The sequence below is a fragment of the Maricaulis virginensis genome, from assembly GCF_027922185.1.
Taxonomy (GTDB): domain Bacteria; phylum Pseudomonadota; class Alphaproteobacteria; order Caulobacterales; family Maricaulaceae; genus Maricaulis; species Maricaulis virginensis.
Genome location: NZ_BSFE01000004.1, coordinates 202,902 through 215,483 on the forward strand (window position 1 = coordinate 202,902; position 12,582 = coordinate 215,483).

The 12,582-nt window shown below is 67.4% G+C and carries 10 protein-coding genes; 6 read left to right on the forward strand and 4 right to left on the reverse strand.

Going from position 1 to position 12,582, the window contains the following annotated elements:
• Window positions 1-112: 112 nt before the first annotated feature.
• The gene (locus tag PKE71_RS09385) at window positions 113-1,180 is read right to left on the reverse strand and encodes a response regulator (protein WP_271186706.1); all 1,068 of its coding nucleotides are present in this window, start codon (window positions 1,178-1,180) and stop codon (window positions 113-115) included.
• Window positions 1,181-1,255: 75 nt separating this feature from the next.
• Window positions 1,256-2,005: a triose-phosphate isomerase gene (gene tpiA, locus PKE71_RS09390; RefSeq protein WP_271186707.1), complete on the reverse strand. Its 750-nt coding sequence runs from the start codon at window positions 2,003-2,005 to the stop codon at window positions 1,256-1,258.
• A gap of 189 nt (window positions 2,006-2,194) precedes the next feature.
• On the opposite strand from tpiA, the gene PKE71_RS09395 reads away from it, so the two are divergent.
• Both PKE71_RS09395 and trpE read left to right on the forward strand, forming a co-directional pair.
• Window positions 2,195-4,132, forward strand: coding sequence for a peptidylprolyl isomerase (locus PKE71_RS09395; RefSeq protein WP_271186708.1), 1,938 nt, complete (start codon window positions 2,195-2,197; stop codon window positions 4,130-4,132).
• Window positions 4,129-5,625 carry an anthranilate synthase component I gene (gene trpE / locus PKE71_RS09400; RefSeq protein ID WP_271186709.1) on the forward strand — a complete coding sequence of 499 codons (1,497 nt, stop codon included), beginning with the start codon at window positions 4,129-4,131 and terminating at the stop codon, window positions 5,623-5,625. Before PKE71_RS09395 ends, trpE begins: the two co-directional genes overlap by 4 nt.
• On the opposite strand, the gene PKE71_RS09405 is transcribed toward trpE, so the two are convergent.
• Window positions 5,611-6,618 carry a divergent polysaccharide deacetylase family protein gene (locus PKE71_RS09405; RefSeq protein WP_271186710.1) on the reverse strand — a complete coding sequence of 336 codons (1,008 nt, stop codon included), beginning with the start codon at window positions 6,616-6,618 and terminating at the stop codon, window positions 5,611-5,613. The genes trpE and PKE71_RS09405 overlap by 15 nt on opposite strands.
• Before the next feature lie 100 nt (window positions 6,619-6,718).
• Between PKE71_RS09405 and PKE71_RS09410 the strand changes: the two genes are divergently transcribed.
• The 4 genes from PKE71_RS09410 to lexA all read left to right on the forward strand — a co-directional run bounded on the left by PKE71_RS09410 (window position 6,719) and on the right by lexA (window position 10,204).
• Window positions 6,719-7,309 (forward strand): anthranilate synthase component II, encoded by a 591-nt coding sequence (locus PKE71_RS09410; protein ID WP_271186711.1) that lies wholly within the window; start codon window positions 6,719-6,721, stop codon window positions 7,307-7,309.
• Between the two features lie 271 nt (window positions 7,310-7,580).
• A complete protein-coding gene (gene trpD / locus PKE71_RS09415) occupies window positions 7,581-8,600 on the forward strand; it encodes an anthranilate phosphoribosyltransferase (protein ID WP_271186712.1) in 1,020 nt (339 codons plus the stop codon).
• A gap of 2 nt (window positions 8,601-8,602) precedes the next feature.
• Window positions 8,603-9,415 (forward strand): indole-3-glycerol phosphate synthase TrpC, encoded by an 813-nt coding sequence (gene trpC / locus PKE71_RS09420; RefSeq protein ID WP_271186713.1) that lies wholly within the window; start codon window positions 8,603-8,605, stop codon window positions 9,413-9,415.
• Window positions 9,416-9,508: 93 nt separating this feature from the next.
• Complete coding sequence (gene lexA / locus PKE71_RS09425) at window positions 9,509-10,204, forward strand: transcriptional repressor LexA (RefSeq protein WP_271186714.1); 696 nt, start codon at window positions 9,509-9,511, stop codon at window positions 10,202-10,204.
• A 354-nt stretch (window positions 10,205-10,558) separates the two neighbouring features.
• Here the strand turns inward: lexA and PKE71_RS09430 are convergent, their stop codons facing one another.
• Window positions 10,559-12,556, reverse strand: coding sequence for a ComEC/Rec2 family competence protein (locus tag PKE71_RS09430; protein WP_271186715.1), 1,998 nt, complete (start codon window positions 12,554-12,556; stop codon window positions 10,559-10,561).
• Between the last annotated feature and the right edge of the window lie 26 nt (window positions 12,557-12,582).

Here is a 12,582-nt window from a genome sequence, read left to right on the forward strand (position 1 = left end):
ACCGCCGTCGTTTCGGAACCTGCCGGTCTGGCTCCACACACATGTGCTCGACACACAAATGCATATCGCCCGGAATACATATGGGTCCGCACATCGGCGAACCCAAGCCCGGCTACATCGCGGCGCGTTTTATACCAGCGCTCTGGTCTTGGCCAGCACCGTCTGCGGTTGCGTCCCCACCCTCGCCGGATGCCGCCGCCTGCTCGGCGGCCAGCTCGGCCCGGCGCTGGGCCAGATCGGCCTTGGCCTGCAGCCGTTTGCGCAGATTGGTGACGGTACGGCCGATCTCGTCCTTGGAACGTTCCAGCGTCTCGCCATTGGCAAAGGCGGCATAGGCGCCCATCGACAATTCCTTGATCAGGCGCAGTGAACTCGCCGGCACGCTGGAGCCGTCACCCATGGCGCGGATCTGGTCGATCAGGGCCTCGGCGACCTCGGCGGCCTCGCGGCGATTGGCCTTGATCAGCTGGGCTTTCAGTTCGCGCGCAGAGCGGCCGAGATCCGCCACATCGAGGCGGACCGGCGGATTGTCGCCACCACTCGCCTTGGACATCTGCAGCTCGACCGTGATCACGATCCGCATCGCCAGACGGCGCAGGCGCTCGGCCGTCACGGTCTCGCGCGCTTCGCGTATCCACTGATTGGCATTGTTCAGCGCCTCGTAGTCATTCTCGACCGTTGCCTGCAGGAAGTTCGGCACTTTCAGCGGCGGTGCATCCGACGAACGCTCGGTATCCTTGCGGCGGTCAGGACCGATATAGTCGCTGGTGACGATGAATTCCTTGCGGTTCTTGATCAGCGTCTTGACCCGCTCTTCCGCAAACATGGTGGAGAACGGCCGCACGATCACGTCGTCGGCGCCGCACTCGATGGCCTTGCGGATATGGGAGGTGTCGCGGCTCCAGGTGGTCAGCAGCATCACGGAGAACGGGTTATTGCCCAGATCGCCGCGGCGCACCGCCCGCACGAGATTGAAGATATCCGTATCGGTCGCGCTGGTTTCGGCCACCACGAGCGCGGGCGCCGTCTCCGCCAGTGTCGACTTGAACTCCCGAAGCGAGGAGACACACTCGATCTGCCGGAAGCCGATTTCGAACAGGGCATAGCGCGTCGTCCGCTGGTTCACGTGAACCGGGTCGAAAAGCAGGACGGACGCTCGGGCGTAGTCGGTTTCGGCCATGCGCTGAGAAGCTCCCGGTTCGGCGGACAGGTATCGTCGAACCGGAACACTGCGCAGAAAGAAGTTTCGATCCGCTTACCGGAATAGTTGTGATTCGCGACAGCCGGCCTGGATAATCGGTATGAAATCATCGGCTTTCAGCGATGCACCGCCCACCAGGGCGCCATCGACATCCGGCAATCCGAGCAGCGTCGAAGCATTGTCCGGCTTCACCGATCCGCCGTACAAAATCCGTGTGCTGGCAGGGTCGGGCAGCCGGCTGCGGATGAAGGCGTGCATGGCCTGGACATCCTCCGGCTCAGCCGTCAGCCCGGTGCCGATCGCCCAGACCGGCTCATAAGCTATGACCAATTCCCGCTGCCCGCGGTTTTCCGGCAGGGATCCGGCGAGTTGTGCCGCGATCACGGCTTCTTGCCGGCCGGCTTCACGCTCTTGTTGCGTTTCGCCGACGCAGATGACGGGGACCAGACCGGCCTCGAGCGCTGCGACGGCCTTGTCGCGAACAATGCCGTCGTTTTCGCCGTGATCGCAACGGCGCTCGGAGTGACCGACAATCACATGGCTGGCGCCGGCATCGCGCAGCATGGCGGCGGAAATGTCACCGGTATGGGCGCCCGACACGGCAGCATGGCAGTCCTGCCCGCCCACCATGATCCCGTGAGCCCCTGCCCGGCGCGCGGCTTCCGCCAGCAGCGTCGCCGGCGGGCAGATCAGGACCTCGGCATCCGCTGCCGCCGCGGCCGGTCCGATTGCGTCGAGAAATTCCAGATCGGCCGCCAGACCGTTCATTTTCCAGTTGCCGGCGATCAGTTTCTGTCTCGGCATAACCCCTCCCATGCCTGTCTTTGGCTCCGCCCCGAGCCTGCCGAGGATTAGTCGGCTCCGGCGTCCGGGGCAATAACCGCACCTGCGCCCGACGGCTGCGCTGCAAGTGCTGCAACCGCGACTGGCGCTTGCGACCCTGAATCCGCCCCGTTACCTTCCGCGCGACATTGATCTGAGGCCCTGCTGACCATGCTGACCCTATTCCGGTCCTTCGCCAAATCGCCGTTTGCCCTGGTGATCATTCTTCTCATCGTGCTCGCCTTTGCATTTACAGGCGTGGGCGGCATCTTCACCGGCAGCGGGACCGCGGTCGTGGTCGCCGGCAATCAGCAGGTTTCGGTGCGCGAGGTCGCACAGGCCTTCGAACGCGAATTGCAGCGCGTCCAGACGGAAAATCCCGACATCACGCGCGAACAGGCGCTGGAATTCGGTCTGGGCGAGCAGGTGCTGCAGCGCCTGACGACCTTCGCGGCGCTGGAAGCGAAAGCGAGCGAGCTCGGTCTCGCCATCTCGCCGGATGCGCTGGTCGACGAAGCCGCACGCCAGACGGCCTTCCGCAATCCGGTCACCGACCGGTTCGACTACAGCACCATGATCAGCGTGCTGCAGAATAACGGCATGACCGAAGCGCAATTCCGCTCCGAGCTGGAAGGCGATCTTCTGCGCCAGCAATTGATCTTTGCCCTGGCCGGATCCGTTCCGGCGCCGGAATTCCTCGCCGAGACCCGCTATGAAGTGCGCCGCGAGCGCCGCCGGATCACGGCGCTGCTGCTGGATGCCTCGACCGCCGACGAGATCGAGGATCCTACCGAGGAACAGCTGGAAAGCTTCATCGCCGACAACCAGGACATGACCGATCGCAACGGCTTGCCGGTCTTCACGGCACCGGAATTCCGCGCCATCACCCTGGTCCGCTTCCGCCTTGCCGACTTCCTGCGCGATATCGAGATCGACGAGACGATGCTGCGCGAGACCTATGACTACCAGGTCGAGACCGGCCAGCTGGGCACGCCGGCCCGCCGCTCCTTCGTGCAGCTGACGGCTGCCGACGAAGCGACCGCCCAGACCGTCGCCTCCCGCCTGGAAGCCGGCGAGACCGCCGCAGCGATCGCGGCCGATATGGGGCTGGGCGAACCGGTCGAGCTGGAAGAAGTGGAAGCCTATGAGGTTCCCGACAGCCAGGTCGCCGAGGCCGTGTTCGGCATGAGCGAAGGCGCGACCGCCGCCGTCGAGGGCCGGTTCGGCTGGAATGCTGTTCTCGTGACGATGTCGGAAGACGCGCAGCTGCCGACCTTCGAGGAACAGCTGCCGCAGCTGCGCGAGGAGGCCGCCCGTGCCGACGCGCTGGACGCGCTCTACGACCAGATCGCCGCTTTCGAGGAAGCGCGCGCCGGCGGTTCGACGCTGGAACAGGCCGCCGCCCAGTCCGGCACCCCGATCGAGGTCTATGCGCCGCTCGACCAGTATGGCCGCGATGAGAGCCTGGAAATCGACATGCAGCGCTATACCGAGCTGGGTCCCGATATCCTGGCGACGGCGTTCCAGCAGTCCCAGGGCTTTGCCATCGATCTCGAGCAATACAACGAGACCGATTATTTCACCGTCCGCGTCGACGAGATCATCCCGTCGGCGCCGCGTGCGCTGGACGATGTCCGCGATGTCGCCGAGGCGCGCTGGCGCGAGATCCAGGTCGACACGCAACTCTCCGCCCGTGCCGACGAGGCGCTGGAACAGCTGCAGGCCGGCGAACCGCTCGACGTCGTCGCCCTGACGACCGGCGGCCGTACCGAGAGCACGACCACGACGCGCAGCGCCACGGCTCCGAATTTCGGCCGCAATGTCGTCAGCCGCGCCTTCAGCCTCGAACCGGGCGTCTGGGATAGCGTCCAGACCGGTACGGGCAGCTATGCGCTGGTCCGCGTGGACGAGATCATTCCGGCGGACACGAGCGCGATCTCCGAAAGCGAGATAGCCACGATGCAGGAAGAGCTCGCCAACGAGATGGGTGACGATGTCCTGATCTCGCTGCAGCAGGCCCTGCAGCAGGAATACGGGCTGAATGACGGCGCCGTCGATCGCCAGCTTTTTGCTCGCGCCCTCGGCCAAGACCAGTCGGCCCAGCCATGACCGTACGCGCGACGGTCTCGCCGGACTTCGAAACCGTCGCCGCCGCGTTCGAGCGCGGCGAAACCGCGGTACTCCAGGCCCGGCGTGTGGACGATCTGCTGACGCCGGTCGCCGCCTATCTCAAGCTCGCCCGTAACCGGGCCGACACCTTCCTGCTGGAATCGGTGGAAGGCGGCGCCTGGCGCGGCCGCTATTCGGCGATCGGCCTCGATCCCGACCTGATCTGGCAATGCCGCAACGGCCAGGTCTCCGAAGCGCGCGGGCTCGCCGTGGCCCGCCGCGAATTCACCCCTGTCGACGAACCGCCCATGCAGGCGCTGCGGCGCGTGATCGAGGATGCCCGCTGTCCCCTGCCCGACGGTGCGCCGCCGCTGGCTTCCGGCCTGTTCGGCTATGTCGGCTATGACATGGTGCGCTATCTGGAACGCCTGCCGGAAAACGCCGCGCCGGACCCGCTGGACGTGCCCGAAAGCTGTCTGCTGCGGCCACGCGTCATGATCGTGTTCGATGCGCTGAAGCAGGAAATCCAGGTCTACAGCCCGGTGCGTCCCGGCGAGTATTCCGCCCGCGAAGCCTATGACGCCGCCGTCGAGCGCATGCAGATGGCGCTGGATGCGCTTGCCGGCGCAACCCCGGACATGGCCGCCGCGGACGGTGCGCTCGGCGAACTCACCTCGAACCAGGACGATGCCACCTACCGTGAAGCTGTCGACCGCGCGCGCGGTTATATCCGTGCCGGCGACGCCTTCCAGATCGTGCCCAGCCAGCGTTTTTCCGCCGATTATCCTGCCGATCCGTTCTGGCTCTACCGCTCGCTGCGGCGCCTGAACCCCTCGCCCTTCCTGTTCTTCTTCCGCTTTGACGGTTTCGAGATTGTCGGCTCCAGCCCGGAAATCCTGGTGCGGCTGCGCGACGGTACGGTGACGGTCCGCCCGATCGCCGGCACGCGTCCGCGCGGCAAGACCCCGGCCGAGGACGACGCCTTCGAAGCCGATCTGCTGGCCGATCCGAAGGAACGCGCCGAACACCTCATGCTGCTGGATCTGGGCCGCAATGATGTCGGCCGTGTCGCCAAGCCCGGCTCGGTACGCATCACCTCGCGCGAGATCGTCGAGCGCTACAGCCACGTCATGCACATCGTCTCGAATGTCGAAGGCGATCTGGCCGAGGGTGAAGACGCGGTCTCGGCCCTCTTTGCAGGCTTTCCCGCGGGCACGGTGTCCGGCGCGCCGAAAGTGCGGGCGATGGAGATCATCGACGAGCTGGAGCCGCATCGCCGCGGCATCTATTCCGGCGCGGTGGGCTATTTCTCGGCCGATGGCGGCATGGATACGTGTATCGCGCTGCGCACGGCGGTGGTGAAGGACGGACGGATCCACGTCCAGGCCGGAGCCGGCGTCGTGCTCGACAGCGATCCGGAATCGGAACGGGTGGAAACCGTCAACAAGGCCGCCGCGCTGTTCCGCGCCGCGGAAGACTCACTGCAGGGCTGAGGCGTCGGCCGTCGGTGTGGCAGTGCGGGCGATCTGGCCGGACAGGGTCGTCACCGTGACGAATTCCACGCCGCGCTCCCGCGCACCCGCGATCCAGGCTTCCAGCACATCCAGCGTGGTGTCGTGCGGATGGCCAATGGCAATCGCCCAGCCGCGCGAGCGGGCCAGCGCTTCGGCCTCGTCGAGCCGGGCGGTGACCTCGGCCGGCGTCTGGACGTGATCGAGGAAGATATCTCGCTGCAGCGCGTTCAGTCCCAGCCCCGCTGCCACAGCCTGGCCGCGGCTCTCGCCCGTCGTCAGGGAATCGAGAAACAGCGGCTGGCGGTCGGCAACGGCCGACAGGGCCACACGCATCGCCCGCGGATCGGCGGTAAAGCGGCTGCCCATGTGATTGTTCAGGCCCACGGCTTCGGGCACGCGGCTCATCGCCCAGCGGACCCGCGCCTGAAGATCGCTGTCGCTCATGCCCACACGCAGGGCGTTCGGTCCCGGATCGGCCAGTCCCACCGGCTCCATCGGCATGTGCAGCAGGACATCATGGCCTGCGGCGGAGGCCTCGGACGACACGGTTGCGGCAGCCGCGGCATACGGCAGAACGGCGATACTGACGCCGGCATCCAGGGCGATGACGCGGCGCGCGGCGGCCAGATCCAGCCCGACATCGTCGATCACGATCGCCAGGCGCGGCCCGGTGGGCAGGAAGGCGTCGACGGTGTCGATATCGCTGCTCGCCGGGGCCATCCGGGTGCGCGCGGTTTCTGATGTCCGGACCGACTTGGCACCGCCCTGCGCATGGGCGGGCTCGCGAATCACGACCGCCGCATCTGCAACGGCAATGACCGGCTCCACCACGCCCGCATCCGCTTCGCCGGACTGGCTGGCCAGGGAAAACACCACAGCGCCAACGAGATAGGCAAACGCCACCAGCGCGCCGGCCAAGGCCGGCACGGCAGAGCTCGTGCTGCGAATCAGGGGGCGCTGATCGGGTTTCATGCGTTAACCACGCTCCAAAGGGCTTAAACCGGCGTTAAACAGCCCGCGGGATTGGCGCAACGGGCCGGACCGCCTAGATTTCCGCCAACCGGAGAGAGCCATGCTTCTGATCGTCGACAATTATGACAGCTTCACCTTCAACCTGGTGCACTACTTCCAGGAACTGGGTGCCACGACTCGCGTCATTCGCAACGACGCAATGTCGGTCGAGGAAGCCCTGGCGCTCGCCCCGGACGGGATCGTGCTGTCGCCCGGTCCCTGCGACCCCGCCCGCGCCGGCATCTGTCTGGGATTGATCGAGAAAGCCCCGTCCGACCTGCCGATCCTGGGTGTCTGCCTCGGCCATCAGTCGATCGGCCAGGTTTTCGGCGGCAAGGTCGTCTCTGCGATGGAAATCATGCACGGCAAGACCAGTCCGATCGAGCATGACGGAACCGGCGTGTTTGCCGGCCTCGCCAATCCCTTCACCGCGACACGCTATCATTCCCTCGCCGTGAAGCCCGACAGCGTGCCGGACGTGCTGCGCGTCACCGCGCGCACAAGCGATGGCGAGATCATGGGGCTGGCCCACCGGGAACGCCCCGTGCATGGCGTGCAATTCCACCCGGAATCCATTGCCTCGGAACACGGTCACGACCTTCTGGCCAACTTCCTGGCCATGACGCGCAAACCGCACGCGGCTGCGGCCTAGGTGCGCTCCGGCGCGGCTGGCGATTGCCTCGCCCGCCTGTGCACGCTATTCGCAACGGGTTCGCGAAGTTCATCACCGGTCTTCAGACACGTATGCCGATCTGTTCCACATCCTCCGCTCCTGTCCGCACCGCCGCCCGCGCGGTGAACGGCGCGTGGATGTGCGGAGCGCGCGTTCGATACGTGGCGGCCGCAACGGGATGCTGGCGCAAACCGGCCTGACCGACTGACCGCCCTGCCCCGAGACCTTTCCGAACCGGACCCTGTTCAACATGCGTTTTCTGTCGACCTGCCTCCAGGCCTTCAGCCGGGCCGAACGCCCGTCCCGTGACGCCATCGCCGGCGCCTTTGCCGAGCTGATGGACGGCGAGGCCTCCGATCCGGCCATTGCCGGTTTCCTGATGGGGCTGGCGGCCCAGGGCGAGACCCCCGCCGATATCGCTGCCGGTGCCCGCGTCATGCGCGCCCGCATGACGCGGATCACGGCACCTGAGGGCGCCATCGATACCTGCGGAACGGGCGGTGATGGCAAGGGCGCCTATAATATCTCCACCGCCGCTGCGATCGTGGCCGCCGGCGCCGGCGCCATCGTCGCCAAGCATGGCAATCGCGCCGCCTCGTCCAAATCCGGCTCCTCGGATGTGCTGGCGGCGCTCGGGATCGATCTGGATTGCGGGCCGGAGCGGGTCGAGCGCTCGCTGAACGAGGCCGGCGCCGGCTTCCTCTTCGCTCCGGCGCACCATTCCGCCGTCCGCCATGTCGGCCCGGCCCGGCAGGCCCTGGGCGTGCGCACGGTGTTCAACCTGCTCGGACCGCTCTCCAACCCCGCGGGGGTGAAGCGTCAATTGCTGGGCGTCTATCACCGGCGCTGGCTGGTCCCCATGGCCGAGGCGCTGCGCGATCTGGGCTGTGAGCACGCACTGGTCATTTGCGGCGCCGACGGGATGGACGAGATTACCACGACCGCATCGACCCATATCGCCGAACTGCGCCAGGGCCGGATCGACACCTTCGACTTTCATCCCGGCGAGGCCGGCATTGCCCTGGCGTCCGAGGAAGACCTGCGCGGCGGCGATCCCGCCTATAACGCCGCCGCGATCAACCGCCTGCTCGACGGCGAGACGGGGCCGTTCCGCGATATCGTCGTGCTCAATGCCGGCGCCGCGCTGCTGGTGGCCGGCAAGGCCGCGACCATTGCCGAGGGCGCCGGCCTGGCCGCCGCAGCCCTTGACGACGGCCGCGCCCGCACCACGCTCGACCGCATGATTGCCATTTCCCGGGGTGAAGCCTGATCATGACCGACACACCCGACACACTCGCCCGCATCGGCACCTACAAGCGCGCCCATATCGAGGCCTGCAAGGCCGAACGCCCGCTTGCCGAGGTCGAGGCGAAAGCCCGCGATGCCGCGCCGGTACGCGGCTTTCTCGACGCGCTGAAAGCCGCCGCCCGCACGGACGGGCTGGGCCTCATCGCCGAGATCAAGAAGGCGAGCCCGTCAAAGGGGCTGATCCGCGCCGACTTCGATCCGCCAGCCCTCGCCCGTGCCTATGAGGCGGGCGGTGCAACCTGCCTGTCCGTCCTCACCGACGGTCCCAGCTTCCAGGGCGCCGATGCCTTTCTCGGTGCCGCCCGCGACGCGGTCGCCCTGCCCGCCCTGCGCAAGGATTTCATGTACGACACCTACCAGGTCGCCGAAGCGCGCATGCTGGGCGCGGACGCGATTCTGGTGATTCTCGCCGCCGTCGACGACGACACGGCCCGGCGGCTCTCCGACGAGGCCGGACGCTGGGGCATGGATGTTCTGGTCGAGGTCCATGACGATGCCGAGATGGAGCGCGCGCTCGATCTCAACGCGCCGCTGGTCGGCATCAACAACCGCAATCTGCGTACATTCGAGACCTCGCTGGAAACCTTCGAACGCCTCGCCCCGCATGTCGGCTCCGGGCGTTTCCTGGTTGGCGAGAGCGGGATTTTCACGCCCGAGGATGCGCGCCGCCTGCAGCGGGCCGGAGCACGGGCCTTGCTGGTCGGCGAGAGCCTGATGCGACAGGAGGATGTCGCAGCCGCGACCCGCGCCCTCATGACCCCGCCCGGCGACGCTTGACGCGCATCAGGAACACTTATAGAACAAACGGCAGAATTCCTGATTTGTTCCCGGCTTGAACAGCGCCGGGATTCGTCCAGACGAGGGCCTGCCGTGCTGACCCGGAAACAGAACGAACTCCTGCTCTTCATCCATAAACGGATCAAGGAAACGGGCGTCTCGCCCTCCTTCGACGAGATGAAGGCGGCCCTGCAACTGGCCTCGAAATCCGGTGTGCACCGGCTGATCACGGCGCTGGAAGAGCGCGGCTTCATCCGGCGTCTGCCGCACCGGGCGCGTGCCCTGGAAGTGCTCAAACTCCCCGAATCCGCTGCCAGCGCAAAGGCGCCGGTGCCGTCGGGCGATCTTGGCCCCAATGTCGTTCGCGCCAATTTCAACAAGCCGGAAGACAGCGAGCGCGAAACCACGGTGGAAATCCCCGTGCTTGGACGCATCGCGGCCGGCGTGCCGATCTCCGCGATCCAGCACGAGACCGACCGTCTGCCCATCCCGGCCGACATGATCCGCGGCGGCGAGCATTTCGCGCTCGAGGTCAAGGGCGATTCGATGATCGAGGCCGGCATTCTCGATGGCGACACCGTGCTGATCCGCCGCTGCGAATCCGCCAACACCGGCGATATCGTCGTGGCCCTGGTCGATGACGAGGAAGCCACGCTGAAGCGCCTGCGCAAAAAGGGCGGCTCGATCGCCCTGGAAGCCGCCAATCCGGAATACGAAACCCGAATCTTCGGCCCCGACCGCGTCAAGGTGCAGGGGCTGCTGGTCGGCCTGATCCGCAAGTATCACTGACGGGGCAGGCACCTGGTTCTGGCGCTGTTTCCAGACCGTGCTCCCAGACCGTGCTCGCGGTCGGGAGGCGGGTCTTTGTGGCGCGCTGATCTTCTGGGCCTGATGGCTTGTCGCGCTGTCGGCGTCAGCCGCGAAAGCAAGCTGCCAGCTGTGCTGCGGGACAGTTGATCCCGGACTTCAACGAATACCGTCCGCGCCGGCTGCGCGTCGGATGCTGGCGGGTGCTGGCCGGTCACTGTCTGCGGTGGCCTTCGCCCGCCCGTCTCGCGCGGGCCGAGGTGCCATTTAGCGGCCGATTGCTGCCAGCCGATTGCCGGTCGGGCCGCCCTCCCCAGTCTACCTGATATGACCCGGCTACCTGATATGACCCGGCGATCTGAAATGCCCGGATTCCGTCGTCCGGCGTGTGTGCCAGGGTGAGCGAATATCGCGCGGCAGGACATGGCGGATGACGAGCTCGCCGCTTGCCGTTTCCCGGATCAACGCCCCGCCCTGCCGTGCCAGCACGCCGCCGTCGATCACGCGGGCGGCGCAGCTGCGGATCCGGTGTTCCGGGATGTTCAGCCGCGTCACGATCAGTCCTGCCAGCCGGCAATCCTCCGCCAGACCATCGAGACTCTCGAGCAGGCTGAAGACAGTTCCACCGGCCGTCTGCCCGGCGCATCCGGTGCCATCGCAAGCCAGTGCAAGCCGGTCCGGCCGTTCGTTTTCGCCCTCGGCCTCCAGGAAGACCCGCACCGGAAAGCGGCCGCGCCGGCGGTCGCTGACCGCCCAGCCCTCCGCGTCTTCATCCTGCGCCAGCACGACGCCGTCGCGCGTGACGAAGAGGTCCGGCCGCGGCCCGGTCGCCCAGATCGCCATCGCGACCAGCATCACGCCGATGCCCGGCACCCGCCACAGTCCCCGCGCAGCACACGCGATGGCAAATCCGCAGCCATAGAGCGCCAGCACCCATCCCGGCGCTGACGGTATCGTGCGTTCCGCACCCGGCCAGTCCGCCACCATGTGGGCCAGTGTCAGAACCAGATCGAGCCCCAGCCCCATGAGGGCGAGCGGCACGCCGTCCAGGCCGAGCGGCATCAGGAAGAGCGCCAGCACGCCGGCCGGCATCACCAGCAGGGTGAAGACCGGCATGACGATGAGATTGCCGATCAGCCCCCAGGCCGCGATCCGGTGAAAGTGAAAGGCCGCAAAGCCCGATGTCGCGACACCGGCGACCAGGCTGGTCATGCCCAGCCCGCCGAAGAACTGCCGCAAGCCGCGGCCCGGATCGAGCGGTGCCGGCGGCGGGCGTTTCGCCTGCCAGACCTGCGCTGCAGCGATCAGGGCGGCCACGGCGGCAAAGGACATCTGGAAGCCCGGTGTGACGACGGCCTCCGGCGTCAGGAGGAGGACGGCCGTCATCGCGATGGCGAGTGTGTGGAAGGAGAGCACCCGGCGCCGGGCCAGGACCGCGCCCAGCGCCGAGACCGTCATGATGAAGGCGCGCTGGGTCGGAATGGCACCGCCCGACACGGCGAGATAGAGCCCGGCGGCGATCAGGGCTGCAAGCGCGGCCGGGATGGCGGGATCGTGGCGCCGTGACCAGCCGCCCAGCCCGGCCGCCATCATGCGCACGGCAAAGAACACGCCGCCGGCGAAGAGGCCCATATGCATGCCGGAAATCGCCAGCATATGCCCCAGGCCCGCATTGCGCAGGGCGTCGACATCGGCCGGGTCCAGCCGCGAGCGGTCGCCGGTCAGCAGGGCCGCTGCCAGCGCGCCCGAACGCCCGGGAAGCCGCCGCGCGATATGCTCAGCCATCCGCCAGCGCAGCTGCGCGATCCAGCGCCGGGCACGATCCGCCTCGACCTGTGGCCCTGGCTGCGCTGGTGCGACGGCATAGCCGGTCGCTGCAATGCGGGCGAAGAAGGCGTGAAAGGCGAAATCATAGCCGCCAGGCATCGCGGCCGGCCGCGGCGGCGACAGCACCGCCTCCACCGAAACCGGATCGCCGGGCCGCAATTCCCCCGGATCGCCCAGCACCCGCACCGAATAGCCAGGCGTCTCCGCTTCGGCCGGAACCCGGATCATCAGCCTTTGCCGGCCGCTGCCGCTGCGCTCGATCGCGCCCAGCCAGCCGGTTAGCGGCACCACATCATTGCGCGTATCGATCGCGGGAATGGCGGCCGCGCCGGCGATCCGCGCCTCGGTCCGCATCTGCCCCGCCAGAAGCCCCGCGGCGAAGACAGCCGCCAGCAGGGCGAGACGCCGGAACCGGTCCGGGCCGCGCCAAACAGCGGCAAGGCCAACCACCAGGATCACGCCCGCCAGCACCGGCACGCCGGCGGAAAGCGGGGTCGCCAGCGCCATGGATGCCCCCGCCGCCAGCCCGAGCG